The organism is Rhizobium sp. X9, from assembly GCF_018873185.1.
Taxonomy (GTDB): Bacteria; Pseudomonadota; Alphaproteobacteria; order Rhizobiales; family Rhizobiaceae; genus Agrobacterium; species Agrobacterium oryzihabitans.
This window is the reverse complement of record NZ_CP071312.1, coordinates 2,205,476-2,225,303: the sequence shown is the minus strand read 5'-3', so window position 1 is coordinate 2,225,303 and position 19,828 is coordinate 2,205,476. Positions and strand designations below refer to the sequence as shown.

15 protein-coding genes and 1 pseudogene are annotated in these 19,828 nt (G+C 54.5%); 4 read left to right on the top strand and 12 right to left on the bottom strand.

Features of this window, described 5'->3' with window-relative positions:
• Position 1 precedes the first annotated feature (1 nt).
• From JZY08_RS25040 to JZY08_RS27655, 7 genes are all read right to left on the bottom strand, one after another.
• On the bottom strand, positions 2-700 hold the full coding sequence (locus JZY08_RS25040) for a hypothetical protein (RefSeq protein WP_216332139.1): 699 nt from the start codon (positions 698-700) through the stop codon (positions 2-4).
• The gene (locus JZY08_RS25035) at positions 687-2,783 is read right to left on the bottom strand and encodes a glycosyltransferase family 9 protein (protein WP_216332137.1); all 2,097 of its coding nucleotides are present in this window, start codon (positions 2,781-2,783) and stop codon (positions 687-689) included. Before JZY08_RS25035 ends, JZY08_RS25040 begins: the two co-directional genes overlap by 14 nt.
• Before the next feature lie 39 nt (positions 2,784-2,822).
• Positions 2,823-4,505, bottom strand: a complete 1,683-nt coding sequence (locus JZY08_RS25030) for an HAD-IIIA family hydrolase (protein WP_216332136.1) — start codon at positions 4,503-4,505, stop codon at positions 2,823-2,825.
• Positions 4,506-4,657: 152 nt separating this feature from the next.
• Positions 4,658-5,644, bottom strand: coding sequence for an ADP-glyceromanno-heptose 6-epimerase (rfaD, locus tag JZY08_RS25025; protein WP_216332135.1), 987 nt, complete (start codon positions 5,642-5,644; stop codon positions 4,658-4,660).
• Positions 5,644-7,104 (bottom strand): D-glycero-beta-D-manno-heptose-7-phosphate kinase, encoded by a 1,461-nt coding sequence (gene rfaE1 / locus JZY08_RS25020; protein WP_216332134.1) that lies wholly within the window; start codon positions 7,102-7,104, stop codon positions 5,644-5,646. Before rfaE1 ends, rfaD begins: the two co-directional genes overlap by 1 nt.
• A 261-nt stretch (positions 7,105-7,365) precedes the next feature.
• On the bottom strand, positions 7,366-8,652 hold the full coding sequence (locus JZY08_RS25015; RefSeq protein ID WP_216332133.1) for a glycosyltransferase family 1 protein: 1,287 nt from the start codon (positions 8,650-8,652) through the stop codon (positions 7,366-7,368).
• 477 nt (positions 8,653-9,129) lie between these two features.
• On the bottom strand, positions 9,130-9,417 hold the full coding sequence (locus JZY08_RS27655) for a hypothetical protein (protein WP_253204109.1): 288 nt from the start codon (positions 9,415-9,417) through the stop codon (positions 9,130-9,132).
• On the opposite strand from JZY08_RS27655, the gene JZY08_RS25010 reads away from it, so the two are divergent.
• The 3 genes and pseudogenes from JZY08_RS25010 (at position 9,416) to JZY08_RS25000 (ending at position 12,205) form a co-directional block, all read left to right on the top strand.
• The gene (locus tag JZY08_RS25010; RefSeq protein WP_253204108.1) at positions 9,416-11,032 is read left to right on the top strand and encodes an ABC transporter ATP-binding protein; all 1,617 of its coding nucleotides are present in this window, start codon (positions 9,416-9,418) and stop codon (positions 11,030-11,032) included. The genes JZY08_RS27655 and JZY08_RS25010 overlap by 2 nt on opposite strands.
• Before the next feature lie 141 nt (positions 11,033-11,173).
• Positions 11,174-11,401, top strand: a pseudogene (locus JZY08_RS25005) (fumarylacetoacetate hydrolase family protein); the annotation flags it as partial.
• Positions 11,402-11,425: 24 nt separating this feature from the next.
• Positions 11,426-12,205, top strand: a complete 780-nt coding sequence (locus JZY08_RS25000; protein WP_216332131.1) for a 2-keto-4-pentenoate hydratase — start codon at positions 11,426-11,428, stop codon at positions 12,203-12,205.
• Positions 12,206-12,269: 64 nt separating this feature from the next.
• Here the strand turns inward: JZY08_RS25000 and JZY08_RS24995 are convergent, their stop codons facing one another.
• From JZY08_RS24995 to JZY08_RS24975, 5 genes are all read right to left on the bottom strand, one after another.
• On the bottom strand, positions 12,270-13,220 hold the full coding sequence (locus JZY08_RS24995) for a bile acid:sodium symporter family protein (RefSeq protein WP_216332130.1): 951 nt from the start codon (positions 13,218-13,220) through the stop codon (positions 12,270-12,272).
• Positions 13,221-13,327: 107 nt separating this feature from the next.
• The gene (locus tag JZY08_RS24990; RefSeq protein ID WP_216332128.1) at positions 13,328-14,284 is read right to left on the bottom strand and encodes a hypothetical protein; all 957 of its coding nucleotides are present in this window, start codon (positions 14,282-14,284) and stop codon (positions 13,328-13,330) included.
• Between the two features lie 99 nt (positions 14,285-14,383).
• Positions 14,384-16,069, bottom strand: a complete 1,686-nt coding sequence (locus JZY08_RS24985) for an iron ABC transporter permease (protein WP_216332126.1) — start codon at positions 16,067-16,069, stop codon at positions 14,384-14,386.
• On the bottom strand, positions 16,066-17,151 hold the full coding sequence (locus tag JZY08_RS24980) for an ABC transporter ATP-binding protein (RefSeq protein WP_216332124.1): 1,086 nt from the start codon (positions 17,149-17,151) through the stop codon (positions 16,066-16,068). Before JZY08_RS24980 ends, JZY08_RS24985 begins: the two co-directional genes overlap by 4 nt.
• A gap of 112 nt (positions 17,152-17,263) precedes the next feature.
• Positions 17,264-18,256 carry an ABC transporter substrate-binding protein gene (locus tag JZY08_RS24975; RefSeq protein WP_137039683.1) on the bottom strand — a complete coding sequence of 331 codons (993 nt, stop codon included), beginning with the start codon at positions 18,254-18,256 and terminating at the stop codon, positions 17,264-17,266.
• Positions 18,257-18,546: 290 nt separating this feature from the next.
• Here JZY08_RS24975 and JZY08_RS24970 point away from each other — a divergent pair, with 290 nt between their 5' ends.
• Positions 18,547-19,680, top strand: coding sequence for an ROK family transcriptional regulator (locus JZY08_RS24970; RefSeq protein WP_216332122.1), 1,134 nt, complete (start codon positions 18,547-18,549; stop codon positions 19,678-19,680).
• Positions 19,681-19,828 lie beyond the last annotated feature (148 nt).

The following is a 19,828-nucleotide window of genomic DNA, read 5'->3' as shown; positions in this document are numbered from 1 at the left end:
ATCATAACCATTGTGAACCGTAATATACTTGCCCGCCACCAGGCCATGCCGATTTAAAACCGTTTCGTCCTTGCTCAGGGATAGCTCGTCCCCCCCCATACCCTATACCCGCTGCATAATGGAGGAAATCATTTCTACACCGCCCCTTAATGGCGGCGTATCGACCCAGAGTTCCATCAAGAAAAGGGTGATGAAAACGCATGAGACTAATGGGCTCAATCTTCTTCTCATGCGCCTCCAATATTCGAACAAGCTCATATATCCTCGCATCGCCAACGGCCATTGCGCGATGATCAGGCCATTTCTCAATATAAATAAACTGGTTTATTGTAAGCCCGTACAGACAGATATCCTTGGCATATTTAAAAAAATGGGAAGGATATGCGCCGCTAAAACCGGGCACATTTTGGAACACCATCTCCGCTACTGCTGGTGAATTGTAGAAAATAGAAAACTTTCCGCCACCCAAATGTGCCAGTAAATCCCTGAGGAAACGGGCAACGACGATAAGATCCCCCAATCCGCCCGTTACCAGGATTGCGCCATCGTTGTTCTGCATAATGCCTGCGGATCGCAGTTGGCGACGTTTATAGGCATACCTGAGCCTTTTCTCGATCGTTTTGAAAACTGCCACCACACTCTCTACTTTCTCACGAAATCTTGCTTCGACGAACTCGCCGAAAGCATCAGTTTGTTGCAAACATCAAACTTTCAGCAGCCTTGTAGACGTGGTCTACCTGAATATCATTCATACAAGCGTGATCTTGAACGCAATTCTCAATTCTTGCGATATAGCATGGCGAGCAGGGGATTGGTCTTCTGACAACTTCAACATTGGTTCCGACAGGCTGCCATAGGTTCACATCTGCAACGCCGCTGAAAACCGCTACCGTGGGTGTACCCAGAAGAGCCGCAAGCTGGGTAGCACCGGTATCGGTACCCACGAATACTGCCGCGCCGGCGGAAACCGTCGCCATATCCACCAGCGGTAAGTTCCCCGTTAGGTCAAATACCTTTCCCTCAGGAAGAGCCTTGGAAATTGCCTCGCCATATTCCTTTTCCTGAGCCCCGCCAAGCACGACAATTCTCAGGCCATGACTTTGCGACAGTCGTACTGCCAATTCTGAAAACTTCTCAGCCGACCATTTTTTGGCGAGTGTGCCTCCGCCTGGTGCCAGTATCGCATATTTCCCCCCGGCCCACGGGAACTCAAATTGGCCCGCAGCAATCAGAGCATGTCCCGCTTCGAACTCCAGCGTTTTCACCGAGTTCACAACATGGCTGCAAAGCAGCATCAATCTGCGGATATTGTGTGGGCTTTTGTGAAGACCTGACCGCTCCGGTATAGGCGGAAGCGAAACATCCAACGGAACAAACTGCTTTCCGTGGGTCTGATAGCCAGCTTTTATTTTTGCATCTACAAAAGCCAAAATCGGCCGCGTGTCCTGATCGTGGCGTAAATCAATGGCGATATCGTACTCTTCCCCAACGATATCCCTAATTTGGGAAAACGCCGACATATCAGCTTTCTTGACATCCTGTGAAAGCTGAGCAAAAAAATTATACTCTTTCACATCATCGAAGTAACCACTGGCTTTCGCAAGACCAGAGTTCGTCGGCGAGCAGACGATTGTATAATGACCGTTGGGCCATGCGTCCCGAAGTAGTTTAATAGCGGGCAAAGATAAGATAAAATCGCCGATATGATCCAGTTTGATAATGAGTATTTTCGGCTCGATATCATTTATGGAATAGCCGCCAGCTTGTGGTGTCGTCGTTACGATTTGACGTTCGGATTTTTTTTGCTGATCAGAGGAAAGTTTTTTTTTTGTATCAAAACGCCCCGCGCGTTTTTTTTCCTTCATGCGCGCCAGGAAGCCGGCGGCTCCGGCAATTACCATCGACAAGGGATACGTAACCGGTAGGAATATAGCGGCCTGCCAAGTTAATCTGCGTATACGCCGCTCCGCTTTGGAGAGCCGATGAGAAACGCTTCCCGCTTCAAGCGCAGCGCTTGAAAGCTCGGCAATAACGTCAGCGCTCATTTTCGATTGACTGCGCCAATCTCGCATTGCTGAAATTATTTCTTTAGATGGGTTAACCAAAGATTCGTGAGGCTCTAGGCTCGTTTTTAAACCCGAGTCGCCCTCTCGATACCCAATAGTCGACATAATTGCATCGCCGATCACCGTTGCGATGCCCCCCTGATCGTTGGACGGTTTTTGCGACATAATCACGACAACGAATAACGATCCTGTTTCTCGAGCGGGCGAAATTGGAAAATATCTAGTCTCCACTGGAGCGAAACCCAGATAATCTGCAGCATCAACGAGAAGAAGTTCCGATGCACCATTCTCAGCAGCAGAAAACTTCGACATCAACGGTGCCGAGGCATTTACCGCTGTTCTTTCCACTTCCAAGATCAGCACACCACCGCCTGAAAGGCGTCGGCCCATACTGGAAACGATCTGGTAGGCAGCCTTAGGATCAAATTTTGCATCACCTAACCGACAGATCACAAGCGCAACTGACGAGGCTTCCACACTGTCATTGTCTACCAACGACTGAGCACTCTCGTGAATCTCAGCTGTCCAACCTCGATCCTCAATCCATTTTACTTCGTCTTCCAGCCAAGAGCCCACCAGTGCGACCGACCTCGACCGGGACGGCTCGGTGGCAAGTGTGCTGAGAAGGCCGTGATACGTCTCCAACCCGTTATATTTAGGATAACGCTGTTGCAACAAATAGGACTCGAAAGCTTCATAAGAGATGCCTTCATTCATGCGCTGAACTTCCCATAACAGAAGACTTCACAACAATTTTCAACACAAGATATCTTGCTCTTCGACAAAACTCATCAAATTCGACCCGTTGAATAGACGACCATCAACGCCTGCCGCAACCGCCGCCTCCACATCCGACGGCTTGTCGCCGATAAGAACGCTGCGCTTCCGGTCTACGTTCCATCTCGCAACGATATCTTCTATCATTCCCGGAGACGGTTTTCTCCAATAGTGATCACCCCGGTATTTTTCAACGGTGGCTTTTTCGTGGAAAGGACAGAGGCGCTCGTCATCGATAGTTGCGCCTTTTTCATGAAGCAACTTTCCGATGTGCGACCGCAAAATGATATAGTCGAGATCATCGTAATAACCGCGGCCAATACCCGACTGGTTTGTTACGACGAATACACGATATCCCCGGCTTCTGAAAGAACTTATGACTTCCGCAGCCCCGGCGATCAGCCGGACGTCCTCAACCCTGCCGGGATATCCTGTGTCTTCTATAATGACACCGTCCCGATCCAGAAAGAGTGCGGGAAGGCTCTCGGAGTGGGGCTCCAGCAATCTGTGCATTTCTTCAAGCGCACAGACGATATGATAAAGAGACGACGCGGGGGCGTGTTCCTCTATGGCAATGCAGTTTTCATCGAAGCGGTCCACCCAAAGTCCTGGCAGAACACCCTTGAAAAACCCCTGGAGCGCAATGGCCGCATCGGCAACCTTTGCATAGGCCTTATCTCTGTCTTCGGGAGTTACGGCTGTTTCGGCCATCATGAGCCAGGCCTTGATCCGCTCGGTCTGTGGCCATAGCCGGAACGCTCTGTCGATAGGCGCAAGGTCAAAATCCAGGCCGTTTTGCGCTAGACGACGCGCTTCGTCCACGCCTCTCTCACCAACCTCTACGAGCCGGCGTGCTGCAACCAGTGCATCTTTTCGCCCGGCCATCTTACCCCACCTGGTCAGCAGCCATGCCCATTCGAATTGGTGCCCGGGTTCGATTGGAGCCGAGGTGTGACGCCGCATAACAGACCAATCGTGATTATAATATTCACGAAGAGATCCGTTTTCGGGTGCAACAAACGCGGATAAGCACAACTCTCCGATTTCGTTAAGACACGACAGCCAACGCTCAGGTTTCTTGACCGAAGGGTTCTCCATCCAGGCCAGGAACGCTTCGAAAAGATGCATATGCGGATTTGACCGCAGGGGCACGACCGGCGGCACAGCCTCTTCAAAGCCTGACACAGGGTGCTTCCAACCCGCAATCATCGCCTCAAGACACTGCAAAGCGGCGCCCGCAATAGAATCCTTGTCTTCAAGGGTGTCTGCAGCATAGCTCAAGCCAAACAACGCAAAAGCATGGTCATAAAGGTCGAACGATGTGTTCCGTGCCCCATTCCGCAGATCCACCGTGGTAATCAGGGAGCCGTCCGCATTAAAACAGTGACGCTGAAGAAAATCCCAGCCGTGCTGAACCAAACCCTCGACATCGCCGGTCCAACCCATTTTCCTCGCAGCTGAAAAGCTGTAGATCTGGCGGCAGACGACCCTTGTTCTTCGAGCGGCTTCAACTGGCGCGCCGTTTTTATCGATCTTTTCGAAAAATCCGCCATTCGCATCGTCTCGTCCAACCGACGACCACAATGGAAGCGCCGCTTCAAAAAGCCACTCCCTGAGTTTCAGATATTCATTCTGGGCGGATTCGAAACCCGGCTGGTTCATCAAGGATCATCCTTAACTATATGTTTGACCAAGGTCACCGATTGCTGCCCCGTTGCTTCGTCAAAGGGCGCCATTCAGCAAGGTGCAAATTCAAGGAAGTTCAATCCGGCCTCGCTCGATCCCGTTCGGCTTTTCGCAAGACTGGGCCAGCATCAACGATACCGATCTTCGTGACTGAGATAGGAATTGATATAGTCGTCGAGCCCTTCCTCGAGCGACGATTGTGGGCCGTTATAACCGATCGATGCCACTTTCGACATGTCCGCCTCGGTAAAATACTGATATTTACCGCGGATCGCCTCCGGCATCTCAATGAAATTTATACTCAATTTCTTGCCGAGAAGATCACCCATGACATGCACGATATCGGCAAACGAACGTGCCTTGCCAGATCCACAATTGAAGATACCGCTATATTTCCTATTGTTCAAAAGCCACAGGATGAATGACGTGCAATCCTTGACGTAAACGAAATCCCGGCGCTGTTCGCCATGTCCGATATCTGATCGATAGGATTTAAACAGCGAAACCTCGTTTGTCGTCTGCACAACGTCAAAGAGTTTGCAGGCAACGCTGCGCATATCATCCTTGTGATATTCGTTTGGCCCATAAACATTGAAAAACTTCAAGCCGGCCCATTGCGGCGGAGCGTTCTCACCGCGCGCAACACGTTCAATGAAAATATCATCAGTCGTCTTTTTGCTCCAGCCATAGGCGTTCAGCGGAGCAAGAGCGGCGCGCGCCGATGCGGACTCATCGTCGCTGAAGCCTTCTTCGATGCCACCGTAAGTCGCAGCGGAAGAGGCATATACAAAAGGAACGCCGTGTTCAGCACACCAGTCCCACAACATCACAGAGTAGTTGATATTGAGCTCGATCAGTCGGTCCACGTCGGCTTCCGTCGTGGCGGAAATCGCGCCCATATGTATGACCGCCTTCACCTCCACCTTAAGGCTGCGGAGATAGTCCGCCAGACCTTCGGGGGAAAAGTAAGCCGCTATATTACGCTTGGCAAGGTTGCGCCACTTGTCGCCACGACCGAACCAGTCCACCACTGCAATAGGTCCAAGACCCGCAGCTTCCAAATCAGCGACGATGTTGGACCCGATAAATCCAGCAGCTCCGGTTACAATATACATCAAACTGCCCTTTCTTTACTGCGCGCAATCGTCGCCGTCGTGCTTTTTCCGGGCACTATTTCGAATGTGACGACCTTGCCGCCATCGGCCATGACAACATCGGCACCAACAATCTTGTCGATCGTATAATCCGCGCCCTTCACCAGCACGTTCGGACGTATCGTCTGGATGAGTTCGAGCGGCGTGTCCTCGTCAAATACCACCACCGCATCCACGAAAGCCAACGCTCCCAATAATTCAGCGCGGTCCTGTTCAGTATTTATCGGTCTCGATGGGCCCTTAAGCCGCTTTACCGAGCTATCCGCATTAACGCCAACAATCAGACGATCACAATTATCCCTTGCAAATTGCAAAAGCCGAATGTGGCCAACGTGCAAGATATCGAAACAGCCATTTGTGAAACCGACTTTTAGATTATCGCTGCGCCAATCCTCTGCCAACGCCTGGACATCCTGCCTGGCGAAAAGCTTGTCTGAAGGGCTGACCTCCCCCGATGAGGTATCGTGAGACAAGGCATCTCGCAGTTCGGCCGCAGAGACAGTTGCCGTACCTTTTTTGCCCACCACGATGCCTGCTGCGGCGTTTGCAATTCGCGCAGCATCGGCACGCGAAGTCTGTGAGCCAAGGCCAACGGCGAGCGTCGCGATTACGGTATCGCCTGCACCGACAACGTCAAACACCTCTTTTGCATCCGTGCGAATGTGGAAAGGCTGTTGGCCTCGCTCAACAAGCGTCATCCCCTTCTCCGCCCGCGTAATGAGGACCGCCTCAATGTCGAAGCGCGACAAGATCAACTCGCCTGCCAGTTCAGCTTCCTGATCGGTGTCCGGCCACACGCCCGTTACGACCTGCGTTTCCTTTTGATTGGGCGTTACAATCGCGGAACCTGCATAGCGGGTAAAATCGGAGGTCTTAGGATCGATAATGACCGGTTTTCCCTCAGTCCGGCACGCAGCGATAATTGCTTTCACAACCCTTTCGCTCAACAGCCCCTTGGCGTAATCAGACAAAATGACAACGCTGTGCGATGCGATCATGGAAACCGCACTGGAAATAACCCGGTCCTCCTCTTCCTTTGAGATCGGGGAAGCGTCCTCAAAATCGACGCGCAGCATTTGCTGACCATGTCCCAGGAAACGTGTCTTGATCGTTGTTGGGCGTTGATCCAATTCGACGAACCTGGCCGAGACATCATCAACAGCGTTCAGAAGCTCGAGAAGTTTGCTTCCGTTATTGTCCTTGCCCACCGCTCCGAGCAAAGTGCAACTGGCACCAAGGGACGATATGTTGCGCGCAACATTGGCGGCACCGCCGGCGAAATATTCTTCCGATCGCGCGCACATCACCGGAACGGGGCCCTCTGGCGAAATGCGGCCGACATCGCCAGAGATAAAGCAATCCAGCATTACATCACCGATGCAGAGAACCTTAACTTCAGAAAATCTCAAATAGTCCAACATCACCAGTTACTCATCCTGTCGCTGCCCTGCACGTGACCCACATCACCTGCAAAAGACATTGCCAAATTCAATTGCTCTGCAATCCTGCAGAGCCACTATCTGCCCCCAAGACGATTCAACCGAATCGAACTACCCGTCAAATGTGCCCCAACAACGCTAAATGCATAAAGATCGGCCGAACACACAAGAATATTTTCGACAATCGACCCTCAAGCTCACCCATCGGCCAGGTGAAAGGTCCCGGCCAATCAAACAATCCGGTTACGGCGTCACCCCATCAAGACGCGTCTTTTTGATCGCCTCCAGAATCTCTTGCGCGACGTTTTTCCAAGTGCGCATTTGCGGACGGGAGAGGACGATTGTTCTTTTCAACTCCGCATACTCCGAAGGATTTTCAATAAGCTTCTGAATCTGACCCGCAAGCTCTTCCGGTTTTTCGGGATCAAAGTAACGCGCCAAGTCTCCGCCGGCCTCCCGCAGAGCTGGAACATCTGCTGCAAGAGCCGGTGTTCCGCACCACAGTGCCTCACTTACGGGCAGTCCCCAGCCTTCCATTCGACTGGGCAAAAGAAGCGCATAGGCTTTTTCGTAAAGTGCACGCAACTCGGCCTGATTTGGATTAAAAATGAAGTGAAACTTTCCTGAAAGCGGCGCAAACTTCTCTTTCTTCAGAAACTTTTCCACTCTCTTGCGCCGCGCGCCGGCCAAAACAAGTTCAGGAACGGAAATACCCCGTTGATGCAGGGAGAGCATCGCCTCAACGACACATTCAAGATTTTTCCGGCCATTATATATGCCAACGCACAGGAGATACGGCTTTTCCGGACCATGTTTCTCGACGGGCTCATTGGTCGGTCGCAATTCATGGCAAAGGGGAACAGGAACAACCTCCGGCACGGCTGGCAAGATTCCGGTTTCTGAAAAATGCCTCACTTCAACCGCGGTAAACACGGAGTTGGTCAAGACCATGGAAGCGGCTTTGATGGTCACCTGATTGTCGTAGATAAAGTTCCGTGGAAACGAAAACTGATTTCGATGACTGAAATCGTGCAACGGTATCATATCGTGAAGCAGCGGAATGAAAATCGGCTTTGTACCGCTTTCCGCAAGCGCCATCAGATAATCAGACATTATCTTGGGCCGCCCGAGCGCTATCAGAATTTGTCCGTTGAGATCTACATCCTTGACCGCACCAACCGGAACCGTTGCCCAACGCTTTCTGTTGCGGTGCTGAACGATCTTATGCAGAATTTGGTAAAACGCTTTTTTAAGCGCATTTTTGTCATATAGATTTTGACGAAGACGCAGCGGCGTTGCCGAAGAGGGAATATTCGGGTCGAGCACACCCGTTGGGGAAGCGTCACCGGTGCGCGGAAAAACCTCGAAGAAGCGACGATGCAATGGAGAGTAGATCACGTACCTGACCGAGCTATCAAGGTTCGTGAGCTCATACGCGACTTCCATAACGGTTCTTGCGATACCGTAATATTTGAATTTCACGCCGGAATTCAAATAAAGTTCTGATAAGTCGAAAAACACATCGCGCATTCACTGACCTGCCTGCCTTGAACTGGCCCGACGAATGTCATCGGGGATGCAACCAAAAATTTTCCCGCAATCAACGAACCAGATAATGCACCGTTCGCCAATAAGCCAGAACGTTCTAGGCGAAAGCCTCGCAACATTGCGCGGGTATAGATTTCGGCCCCTACGCTTGTCAATCGCGCAGCAGCCCAAACGTTCTATTCGAACAATATCCCTCCAAAACCTGGCGGATTGAGTTCCCGAGTTTTCTTTTTAACCATGCCTTCTGCGAGCCAATAACGGTGCGGTCGCACCGTAATATCGCGGTCGCACCGTTTCCATCGGCCCCAAGCTTGATCACTACACTTAATAAGACCAATCGGCAGGCCTTTTAATCGGCACATCGATGCCCAATATTGACACTTCAAGCCCCTAGGCTTATTGGCGTGGTCTCAAATCAGTCGGAAAGGCTTTTTACAAAAAAAGCCTTCGCTCTTCTTACTAGGGTATGTGGTAGAGATTATCGAGTTTGGCACGGCAGCGATTGGAAACCGAGAAAGCCATCCCGCATGAACAACATGCTGCTGAATGTGCGATTTGAAAATCTGTGTGAGCGTCGACGCCAAATAAGGATGTTTCTGTGATCGGATCGTTTTTGTCGCCAAACGACAAGAAGTTGCTGACGCGACTTTTCAAAGAAAATTTCAAAAAACATGTTGGCTGGTATTCTGCGGCAATTGCGGCAATGCTGGTCGTCGCTGGCACGACATCTCTCAGCGCATGGATCATGCGTGACATCGTTAACAGTGTTTATCTGAAGCAGGGTTTCGACGTCGTTCTTGAGATCGCTTTTGCGGTTGCCATTATCTTCATCGTGAAGGGCCTCGCCACCTTTGTGCAGAGCTATTATCTGAGCAAGGCAGGCAACAGCATCGTTGCCGAGCAGCAACGCAAGATCTATGATCGGCTGTTGAAACAGGGAGTGTCCTTTTTTCAAAACCTGCCGTCGTCCGAACTGCTCGTGCGCGTCACCTACAACGCGCAGGCGGCCCGAAGCGTCATAGACACGATCGTCACCTCTTTTGTCCGGGACCTCTTTTCGCTCCTCGGACTGATCATCGTGATGTTCGCCCAGAATTTCCTTCTGAGTGCGATTTCCATGATTATTGGTCCTTTGGCGATCTTCAGCGTTCGTCTCGTTCTGCGTCGCGTTCGCAAGATCATGGAGGCGGAACTTGCTTCGCTGGGCGAAATCGTCAACGTCGTGCAGGAAACGAGCATCGGCGTTCGCGTTATCAAGGCATTCTCGCTTGAGAAGCTGATGCGCCAGCGCATGAACAAGGCCGTGTCCGACGTCGAGCATCGCGCCAACGGCATTGCAAAGCTTGAGGCGGCAACCAGCCCGATCATGGAGACGTTGTCCGGTCTGGCGATCGCCGTCGTCATTGCCGTGTCCGGTTACACCGTGCTCGAAAAAGGCGGTTCACCGGGCGACCTGATGGCATTTATCACCGCACTGCTTCTTGCGTACGAACCGGCAAAGCGCCTGGCGCGCATGCGAGTCCAGATCGAAGGCGGCATGATCGGTGTACGCATGATGTTCGAAGTGCTGGATGCCCCGTTGACGCTTGCGGAAAAAAACGATGCCGAGCCCCTTCCGAAGGCGAGCGGCAATGTGGAACTGAAGAACGTCAGCTTCGAATATATCTCGGGCCAGCCGGTCCTGAAGGACGTCAGCGTTCTCTTCGAGGGTGGCAAGATGACCGCGCTGGTCGGGCCTTCCGGCAGCGGCAAGTCGACCATCATCAACCTCATGATGCGGCTTTATGATCCGCAAAGCGGTTCCGTCGAGATCAACGGAATGGATTTGCGCGACGTGTCCTTCGCCAGCCTGCGCGAGCATGTTTCTTACGTCGGCCAGGAAACCTTCCTCTTCTCGGGAACCGTGAAGCACAATATTTCCGTGGGCCGCGACAACGCCACGGATGAGGAAATCATCGCTGCGGCCAAAGCGGCCAACGCACATGATTTCATCATGAACATGCCTGATGGATATGACAGCAAGCTTGGCGAAAACGGCTCCGGTCTGTCTGGCGGCCAGAGGCAGCGCGTTGCCATCGCCCGTGCGATGCTAAGAGACGCGGACATATTGATCCTCGACGAAGCAACGAGTGCGCTCGATTCGGAATCCGAAGCACTTGTCCGGGATGCGCTTGAGCGGTTGACGTTCAACAAGACATCGATTGTCATTGCTCACCGGCTCTCCACCATCAACCGGGCCGACAAGATTGTCGTCATGGATAATGGTCAGGTTGTTGAGCAGGGAAGCCGTCGCGAGCTGCTCGCAACTGATGGTCTCTACAAGCGCCTGCATAGTATCCAGTTCGATGCGGACGTCGCTTGAGCCAAACAATGATCGGGCGGCCTTGCCGCCCGAAGCCTCGTGATATTCGGTGCCTTCGGCCGATTGAGCGCCGTTGCCGAGCGACTTCCCTATCGCCTCCTGCCATCAAAGAAAGCGGCAGAGTTCCGCCGCCGCCAGTGCATGCAGACCGGATCGACCGCAAAGATGATCTTCCCGATCGTCACGCTCATCTCCTATATCAGCCGTTTCATGCGCCTCATGCCAGGAGACGTGGTCACGACCGGCACGCCGCCCGGCGTCGGCCTTGGAATGAAGCCGCCGGTCTTTCTAAAAGCTGGAGACGTTGTTGAACTCGGCATCGATGGCCTTGGCAAACAGCGCCAAATCGTGACAGCATTCGGCAAATAAACGGCGGCAAGGACGATGACGGGAATGACGGCGATCGAAAGACTGGCCCAGGGCCTTGTAAAAGCGAGCCAGCACGGCACGACGATTCCTCTGGCAACGCTTGAGGCGGATGGCGCCGTTCCAGGTAGTTTCGCAGAGGCCTTGGCTGTTCAGCGCGCTTTCGTGGAAGCCTCGGGGAAAACCGTCGAGGGCTGGAAGCTGGCGATCCGGCCGGATGGAGAGGCGATAGGCGCACCGATGCTGGATTGTTACCGGGTCGATGCGGATAATATCGCCGATGTTCCCGCAAAGGGCATTGAAGGCCTTGAGGTGGAAATCTGCTTCACACTTGCGTCCGATATTCCCGCTTCAAAGGGAACTCCGCTGAGCAGAACCGATATAATGCGGCATATAGACAGGGTTCACCTCGGCGCCGAACTTCTCGGCTACCGGCTGACCGAGAAAAATCAGGTTCCTTTCCCCCTTTTCCTAGCGGACCGTCTCGCCAATCACAGCTTTGTTCTCGGGCCGGAGATTGATGCGGCGATCGTTGATACCTTCGGACAGAGTGTCGGCGCACCGCCGCATCTCACGGTGACCGAAGGCGAAAACGTCCTTTTCGATGTGGCGGTGAAACACCCCAATATCGATCCGCTCGCCCCGCTCGTCGCCTTCGCCAATTCTCCCCTCAACAGGGATGGAACGCTGAAACGCGGACAGATCATCACCACCGGCAGCCTTTGTGGCGCGATAGCAACCAGCCTTGCCGCCCACACCTATATCGACATGAAATCGATCGGGGCTTTCACACTTTCATATTCGTGATTGTCCGGAACAACCTGTTCCGGACCACTTGCTATTACCATCGGTAAATCTTGTGCCGACGAGCTTATCCAGCCCTCGTCTCGGCATTGACATCCACGCGCCCCGAAAACCAGTTGGCCAAAAGCGCGCCCGAAATATTGTGCCAGACGCTGAAAATGGCGCTCGGAACAGCAGCAAGCGGCGAAAAATATGCCGTTGCAAGCGCTGCACCTAGACCGGAATTCTGCATTCCCACCTCGATGGCGATTGCCTTGCGCTTGGCGAGAGAGAGGCCTGTCGCCTTTGCCGCGAAATAGCCAAGCAGATAACCGAGGCCATTATGGAGAACCACGACAGCAAATATCATCAGGCCGGACTGGACGATCGCGCCCTTCGATGCACCGACGACAGCGGAAACAATCAAAACGATGCCCGTGACGCTGACAAGCGGCAACGCCGGCACCGCGGCCTTGACGACGCCCGGCAACAGCTTCTGCAAGGCGGCGCCAAGGGCCAGCGGCACCAGCACGACCTTGACGATGCTCAGGAACATTGCCCAGCCATCGACCGGCAGGAACTGGCTGGCGAACATCCAGACAAGAAATGGCGTCACCAGGGGAGCAGCAAGGGTCGTCACCGAGGTGCAGGCAACAGACAAAGCGACATCACCCTTCGACAAATATGTCATGACATTGGACGATGTGCCCCCCGGGCAGCAGCCAACCAGAATGACACCTGCCGCCACTTCCGGCGGCATCGGAATAAGCAGGGTCAGCAGGACCGCGAGCAGCGGCATGATGAGGAACTGCCCGAGCACACCGATGGTAACATCGACCGGGCGCCTCACGACTTCACGAAAATCATCCACCGACAGGGTCAGTCCCATGCCGAACATGATGATCGACAGAAGCGTGACGATCCACGGCCCGATCTGCTTGAACGTGTCAGGGAAAAAGAAGCCGAGGACAGCAAACAGGATAACCCAGCCGGCAAATGTCTTGCCGACAAAAGTCGAGATGGTTGCCAAAAATTTCATGTCCTCACTCCAAAAGTTAAAAGCCGTCGCGATCTCTAGTTGAAGGGCCTCATGTGTCAAGGCCCTGCCCGGCCCTCGAAGACCTGTATGGAATCGACTAGCTGTCTTTACCCAACATTCAGGCAGACAACCGTCCTGTCATCGCTGAATTCGGTGGTTGTCGAGCCCTTGACCGACGGATAATCGTTGAGCTTGTGAAAATCCGCCGCCTCGACGCGGGCAAATTCCGCTTCCCAGTCGGCGACATCGGTTCCCTTCGGTAGCGATAAATAGCCGTCGGAAAAGATTTCAAGGCTCACAATCGTGTCCTTGGCAATGCAAAGATCAACAGTCCCATCCTCCATGACCGTTCCGCCATTGACCGAGGCATAACCCAATACGTGTCCCTGCCGGTTTGCGAATTGCGGCTGGACGCGAATTCCTCCCATCAGGAATTCCTCGACCGCCTGGATGTCGTTCTCAAGACCGCTCATGCCGGCTGCGGTAATGACAACATTCTCCGCCTCCTGCGCGGTCATGATGCCGTTTTCAACGGCGGAGCGAAGGCCGGAAAAGATGGTCGCACGCGTGCGTGCCTCGGCCGCATCACCATCCCTGAGAGCAGCAAAAAGCTGTTTGAAGACAAGGATGCGCGCCGATGTACTCACCTTGTCTATCAGCTTTGCATGCTGCAGCAGTCGGGTGCCATTGATGCGCACCCCGGAATCACCGGCTAGAAGCAGGCGAAAGTTGTCGCCGATGTCGGCCACGATTGCGAGCGTTGTGGAGGGTGGATGGCTGGCATTGATGCGCTCCGCCTCCTTCTTCAGAATATCGCTGATGTTTTGAAAAAGCTCCGGAGCGGGAAGCTTTTCCAGCGCGCCGTCGAGGCTCATCTTCGCCACGGCATTTGCGGCGGCAAGGGCTGCAATACGGCCCGAGCTCAGGCCGCCGTAACTTCTACCGGTCGGGTCGGTCGCACCGTCGAATACGGCCAGAACCCTGCCCGGTATGAGAAGTGCCACATCGTCCCCGGGCGTTGCGGCGTTCTTGTATTTCGATTGCGAAAAGCTCGCGATATTCATCGTCCGGGATTCCTTATGGAGGGAGACTGGGCAGAGGGAGGCCGGCGGCGACACACATGTCGCCGCTGCTGCAGTCTTTGGTGAGGGGGTGGTGTGGTTTCAGACGAAAGAGGCTTCTTTGTCTTCCGAAAGGCGAAATACGACGAAGACGCAAAGCCCGGTACTGACCAGAAGGACGGTGGAAAGCGCCGCAGCCGTGCCAAACTCGCCGTCAATCACCTGGACATAGATGAGAACCGGCATGGTGATCGTCCGTGCCGTGTAGAGGATCAATGTCGAGGACAACTCGTTGATAGCCGTTATGAAGCTCATCAGCGAGCCGATGATGAGACCGGGCAGCATCAGCGGCACCGTCACCGACATGAAGGTCTTTGCCGGCGAAGCCCCGAGATTGACCGCAGCCTCTTCGATGGACGGCTTGATCTGCCTCAGGATCGATGTCGTGGAGCGGACGCCGTAGGGCAGCCGGCGGATAAACACCAGGAGAATGATGATGAGCGCTGTTCCCGTGATGTCGAAGGGCGGATAGCGGAATGTCGTGACGTAGCCAATCGCCATGACGACGCCGGGGATCAGGTAAGGCACCATCAGCAGGAGATCGAGCGAGCCGGAGACCGCATTGTCCCGTCGCACCACGATGAAGGACAGCAGGCCGGAGACGATCGCAATCAGTACCACGGCAGCCAGTGCAAACATGAAACTATTGGCAATCGCCTGGGGTGAATCGCGGAGGATGCGGGCGTAACTGTCCAACCCGAAACCACCCGTGAAGACGGGACCGCTGGTTGCGAGGAACGAGGTGTAGATGACCGTGAGCGACGGCAGCATGGCGATGAAGACGACCAGATAGCAGAAGCCGTGCACGATGAAAGACTTCAGCGGGCGCATGGACTGCTTTACCGGCCGGTTGGTCAGCGAACTGGCATAGCGACGCTTGGCAAGAATGTGCCGCTGCAACAGAAGTGCCGCCATGGAAATCGCAATCATCACCATGGAAATCGTCACCGCCATGGTCGGCGTACCCGCCATTTCGGAGGTGTATTGCGCATAGGCGATGGTCGACAGCGTTCTGATGCCCTTGCCGAGGATTGCCGGCGTTCCGAAGTCGGCGATGGACAGCACGAAGCAGATGATCGCGCCGGTGCTGACTGCCGGAAAGACCAGCGGCAGGGTGATCTTGCGGAACCGCTGGAACGCCGTGCAGCCGAGGTTTTCCGCCGCGTCCTCATAGGACTTGTTGATGGTGTTCAGCGCATTTTCCGTCATCAGAAAGATGTAGGGGAAGAACTTGAGGCTGAAAACCATCACGATGCCCGGGATCCCGTAGATCGTCGGCAGTGAAATGCCCGCGAAGGACAGGAGATTGGTGACCGCGCCGTTGGCGCCGAACAGCATGATCCAGGCGTAAGCGCCGATGAACGGCGGTGCGCAGAGAACCAGCACCGCGAAGGTAGCGATGAAAGTACGTCCCTTGATGCGGTAACGGGACGTGCAAAAGGCAAGCGGAATACCGAGAAGGCAGGCCCCCAGCATGCCGAGCACACCGATGACAAGCGTGTTCCACAATGCCACGGTGTAGAAACGCCGCGTCAGCACTTGCACATAGTTTCCGAAGCCGAAAGCACCGGTTTTGGCATCGAAGAAGCTGATGAAGAACACGCTGAAAATCGGCAGGATCAGGAAGACCGCCAGCAGGATAACGGCGAATACCGTCACGCTTGTCCAGAAACCCGGCAGTCGCAGGCGGAAACCGCCGGGAGTTGCAGTCGCAGTCATATCGGTCATGACAGGCGCTCCCCGGTTGTGCCTTCGCCGAACAGCTTTGCATCGGCCGTGCGCCAGGAAAAAGTGGTCTTCTGGTTGGGCTGAAGCGCGATGATCTCCGGCGATGGCTTGGTGATCGCCTCGATCTCCTCACCCGACGACAGCACGGCGGCAACGTTCATCTCACGACCGGTGAAGCTGACCTGCCTTATGGTCACAGGCAGTTCAATGCGTTCATGACCATCAATCGCGGAGGGACCGACGGCAATAGCCTCGGGGCGGATGGCGGCGACGATCTTCCGCTCCGGGGAAATCGCATCTGCCTGCGGCAGTGCCACCTTGTGGCCGGAAATGGATGTCTGCCCGCCCGCGCGGTCAAGCGTCAGGAAGTTGTTTGCTCCCACGAAGGACGCGACGAAGCGGTTGGCAGGATTGTTATAGACTTCCCAGGGTGGTGCAGCCTGCTGAATGACGCCGCCATACATGACGCAAACCAGATCGGACATGGCAAGCGCCTCCTCCTGATCATGCGTGACATAGACGGTAGTAATGTTCATCGCCTGCTGGATCTCACGCAGTTCCCGCCGCAGATCCACGCGAAGTTTGGCGTCGAGGTTGGACAGCGGTTCGTCCATCAACAGCACTTTCGGGTTGATGACGAGTGCGCGCGCGAGACCCACACGCTGCTGCTGGCCGCCGGAGAGTTCGTGCGGCATACGCTTGGCGTATGGAGCAAGCTGCACGACATCGAGAATCTTGCCGACCCGTTCGCGGATCTCGGCTGAAGACGCCTTGCGCTGTTTCAGACCGAAGGCAATGTTGTCAAATACCGAAATATGCGGAAACACCGCATAGTCCTGAAAGACCATGCCGACATCGCGCTTATGGGCGGGCACATGTTCGATCGCCTGTCTTTCGATGCTGATACTGCCGCTATCCTGCTGATGAAAACCGGCAATCGTGCGCAGAAGGGTCGTCTTGCCGCAACCGCTCGGTCCGAGAAGCGTGAAAAACGAGCCGGAAGGAATGGAGATATTGATGTCGGAGAGTGCAACGACATCCCGGTAACTTTTCTTGATGCTGGTAATTTCTACGGCGGCCATGTGCTGCTCCATGACAAATCCTGCGCGGCACACGACCACGGGGACGGAACGAAAATGCGGATGTGAATGAGATAATGTGGGGACGGCGGACTGCACCGCCCCCGGCAATGTCTTACTGAACGTCGAGCAGGATCTCGTTCCACTTTTCCATCAGGCGCGAGCGGTTATCCGCAGCCCATTTGAAGTCGTATTTCGCATCCGGAACATCGGACAGGGGAACAAGGGCCGCATTGGCCGGAACATCGGTTCTGACCGAGCGACGCCCGGCTTTCACCACGACTTCCTGCGCTTCCTTGGAAACGATGAAATCGATGAAGGCCTTGCCGTTTTCAGCGTTCGGCGCACCCTTCACGAGCGCCATGCCGTCAGGCGCGATTGCCGTACCCTCTTTCGGATAAACGATCTCTACCGGGGCGCTGCCGAGCTTGTAGCGCAGGGCGGCATCTTCGAGCGTAATGCCGACCGCCTGCTCGCCATCATTGACGAAACGTGGAACTGCGCCTGAAGAGGTGGAAAGAACGGAGTTGCCGAGAATGCCGGTATAGACTTCCCAGCCCTTCTCCTCGCTGTCAAAATCCTGCAACACCGTCGCCATCTGGATGTAGGCGGAGCCGGATTGATCGGCTCTGGCCGAGGAAATCAGGCCCTTATATTCAGGCTTTGCAAGATCGGCCCAGGAGGTCGGAACCGGCGCGCCTTTCAGCGCCTCCTTGTTGACGATGAAGGCGGTAACGACAGCCGTAAAGGGCACCCAGTTGGCGCTTGGTGTAAAGGCAGCGTTGATCGATGCGGCCTCGACAGGCTTGTAAGGTTCGAAAAGGTCTGCAGAAAAATCGATGACCGTGCCATCGACGCTCCAGATCACGTCGCCTGCCGCCTTGCCGCTCTCCGCCTTGATCCGGTTCATCAGCTCACCGGATCCGGCTTTGACAAGCTCGACCTTGGTGCCGGTTTTCTTTTCAAACATGGGCAGCAACTCATCCATGAGCTGCTGTGGTGCGGCAGAATAGACAACGACTGTGCCTTCCGCGTGAGCGAAGGCCGCGCTGGCAAGGAAGGTTGCGCCGGCAAAAAGGCGCGCGAAAATAGTGCATGATTGACGCATAAGGGGCTCCGTTTTTTGTTCCCTGACAGACGAGGCCCTGCGACATGATTTCTTATTGATTTTGCCTGTCGCCACCTGCTGTCTGTCATTTATTTTCTTTACGTAAATTAATTAGTCAAGCCGAAATTTATTTTGAAAACGAAAATAAAATATCCACCTGAAAAACCAGAATATTTTATGATCGACATGCACACCCACCCACTCCCGACGGCAGCTTCTACGGGAAAACAAGGTGTACAATCGCGCGATTTGCGCTAATCATCCGGCGTAACTTCTCGTGGGAGACTTGTTTGATCGACCTCGGCTACAACGAACGGCGCCTGCTCGAAATTTTGCGCGGCAAGGGAGGCATGTCGCGCATTGAACTGGCGCGCGAGATGGATGTTTCCGCACCGACCCTCACCCGCCTGACGGCAAACCTTCTGGAATCCGGCCTCATCGTCGAAGCGGAGGAAGCGCGCAATGACGGCAAACGGGGAAAACCATCCACCGCCATCGAAATCAATCCGAACGGGCTGTTCACACTTGGGGTCTACTTCAACCCAGACGATCTGCGTGTCTGCGTGGCCGATCTCAACGGCACGATAAGGCAGGAAATCAGGTCCGAGCTCGAAGGGCACAGTTTCGAGCACATCATGGAGATGGCCGAGGCCGCCGCCCGGCAGGTGCTTGAAAAAGCAAAGATCAAGAAGAAGGATGTGCTCGGCTGCGGCATTAGCTTTCCCGGCCACTTCAAACGGGATCGCGGCCATGTCTTCCGTATCAAGCAGTTCGAAAGCTGGCGCGACATCGACGTCGACAAGGACTTCCAGCCCTATTTCGATTTCCCGGTCTTTCATGAAAATGACGGCAATACCGTCATACTTTCAGAACTGTATTACGGTGCGGGTCGAAATATCCGCAATTTCGCGATGATCTGGCTGACTTACGGCATCGGCGGCGCACTGGTCGTGCAGCGCCATCTCTATCGCGGCACCAACGGCAATGCCGGCGAATTTGGCGGCCTGTTTCCGAAGTCCCATCCACGCCCCTCGGGCCAGGACCTGTGCGACACGCTGGCCGCCAGCGGAATAGGCATAAAGCGACTGAAAGACATCGACGAGAGCTATTGCGACCATCCCGCCGTGGCTTCGTGGCTGGAACGGGCAACGGATCAGCTTCGTCTGCTCTCACTGACAGTCGCCCGAACGATGGACCCCGGCGCCATCATATTTGGCGGATCGCTCCCCGACTGGGTTCTTGAGCACATCGTGCAGCGCATCGGTTCGCTGGAAATGCTCGGCGAGGATTTTTTCGTGGAGCCCCCGGAAATACGCAAATCGATGATGAGCGACCTGCCGCATCTCGGCGCCGCCAGCATCCCGATCTACCGTGCCACGACACCCAGCTATTATTCAGGAAGGGCGCTGAAGGGGTGGGCTTGACCCACCGCCTATTCGACCACCACGGACGATACAGAGCCGGTATAGACTGGCCTCACATACCCGTCCTGAAAGAAGCGGCAGATATGCCCGGCGACCTGCTCCGGGCACATCGTTGATCGCTGCGTTACTCCACCCAAGCGGATGGCCG

Excerpts from the sequence above, each read along its gene's own strand:
- JZY08_RS24995 (WP_216332130.1), bottom strand. The coding sequence starts at position 13,220 with ATGAAATTTTTGGCAACCATCTCGACTTTTGTCGGCAAGACATTTGCC.
- JZY08_RS25030 (WP_216332136.1), bottom strand. The coding sequence starts at position 4,505 with ATGAACCAGCCGGGTTTCGAATCCGCCCAGAATGAATATCTGAAACTC.
- JZY08_RS27655 (WP_253204109.1), bottom strand. The coding sequence starts at position 9,417 with ATGATCCATGCGCTGAGAGATGTCGTGCCAGCGACGACCAGCATTGCC.
- JZY08_RS25000 (WP_216332131.1), top strand. The coding sequence starts at position 11,426 with ATGACGGCGATCGAAAGACTGGCCCAGGGCCTTGTAAAAGCGAGCCAG.
- JZY08_RS25015 (WP_216332133.1), bottom strand. The coding sequence starts at position 8,652 with ATGCGCGATGTGTTTTTCGACTTATCAGAACTTTATTTGAATTCCGGC.
- JZY08_RS25010 (WP_253204108.1), top strand. The coding sequence starts at position 9,416 with ATGCGTGACATCGTTAACAGTGTTTATCTGAAGCAGGGTTTCGACGTC.
- rfaD (WP_216332135.1), bottom strand. The coding sequence starts at position 5,644 with ATGTATATTGTAACCGGAGCTGCTGGATTTATCGGGTCCAACATCGTC.
- JZY08_RS24975 (WP_137039683.1), bottom strand. The coding sequence starts at position 18,256 with ATGCGTCAATCATGCACTATTTTCGCGCGCCTTTTTGCCGGCGCAACC.
- JZY08_RS24980 (WP_216332124.1), bottom strand. The coding sequence starts at position 17,151 with ATGGCCGCCGTAGAAATTACCAGCATCAAGAAAAGTTACCGGGATGTC.
- JZY08_RS24990 (WP_216332128.1), bottom strand. The coding sequence starts at position 14,284 with ATGAATATCGCGAGCTTTTCGCAATCGAAATACAAGAACGCCGCAACG.
- rfaE1 (WP_216332134.1), bottom strand. The coding sequence starts at position 7,104 with ATGTTGGACTATTTGAGATTTTCTGAAGTTAAGGTTCTCTGCATCGGT.
- JZY08_RS24985 (WP_216332126.1), bottom strand. The coding sequence starts at position 16,069 with ATGACCGATATGACTGCGACTGCAACTCCCGGCGGTTTCCGCCTGCGA.
- JZY08_RS25035 (WP_216332137.1), bottom strand. The coding sequence starts at position 2,783 with ATGAATGAAGGCATCTCTTATGAAGCTTTCGAGTCCTATTTGTTGCAA.